The organism is Streptomyces lasiicapitis, assembly GCF_014646335.1.
Classification (GTDB): Bacteria; Actinomycetota; Actinomycetes; order Streptomycetales; family Streptomycetaceae; genus Streptomyces; species Streptomyces lasiicapitis.
The window spans coordinates 1-953 of record NZ_BMNG01000045.1 but is presented as its reverse complement, the minus strand read 5'-3'; the positions used below and the strand labels follow the sequence as shown (position 1 = coordinate 953).

The following is a 953-nucleotide window of genomic DNA, read 5'->3' as shown; positions in this document are numbered from 1 at the left end:
TCAGGGCGCCGTCGAGGTCGCCTTGCTGGAGGTGGATCTCGCCGAGGTTGCCGAGTACCTGGGCGCGGCTGCGGCGCCGGTCGAGTCCGTGGATCTCCAGGGCCTGGTGGAGCTGTTCGCGGGCGCCGGTCAGGTCGCCCATCTTGGCGAGGATCATGCCTGAGGTGTGGGCCCACCGGCCGATGGTGAAGTGGGATGCCCAGGACTGGCCGGGCGGGGTGGTGGCGGTGCGTTCGATGGAGCTCTGGGAGGCTGCCAGCGCCTTGGCAGCGAGGCGGTGGTTGCCGTCGAGGGCGGCAGCATCGGCCAGGGTGGACTGGTGGTAGGAGACCGCGCGTGGGTCGTCGAGACCGCGGGCGTGTTCCATGGCCTTCTCCGCCAGGGCGAACGCTTCCGCGCGGTATCGGGGGCCCAGGGCGATGGACTGGACGGTCATGCCTCGCAGGGCAGTCGCGGCGAGTTCGGGCTCGCCGGCCTCGTCGGCCAGGCGGAAGGCGTGGGCGTAGTAGTGCTTGGCGCGGTCCTGGCGATCGTCGTCGTCGCCTTCGTCCTGGTACATCCAGCCGATGAGGTGGGCGAGTTGGGAGGTCGCTGCGTACAGACGTCGGCCGGCGACCTCGGTGTACTTGCCGTCCAGCCATGGTCCGGCGTTGTCGGTGAGGTAGCCGACGGCGAGGCGGCGCACGTGGCTGCCGCCGTACTCGGCGGCCGAGTCGCCCAGGGTTTTGACCATGGCCAGGACGGCGTCCACTTCGCCTTGGCCGACGCGTACGGCTCCTGCGGGCGCGGTTCGCACGCGTCGGGTGATGGCCTCGGCATCGGGCACGCCGAGCAGGGACAGGGTCGCGCCGCCGGAGGCGGTCAGGAAGCTCCGACGGTTCACGTCACTCCTCCCTAAAGCCTGTTGCAGAAGGCTGTGAGCTGGGTATTTCCTGGGTATGGCTGGGGTGTTG

General features: G+C 70.0%; 1 protein-coding gene. It reads right to left on the bottom strand.

Translation table 11 applies throughout. From position 1 onward, the window contains the following. The coding region (locus IEY91_RS41445) for a tetratricopeptide repeat protein (protein ID WP_229697758.1) at positions 1–883 on the bottom strand (883 nt) is incomplete at its 3' end. Positions 884–953 lie beyond the last annotated feature (70 nt).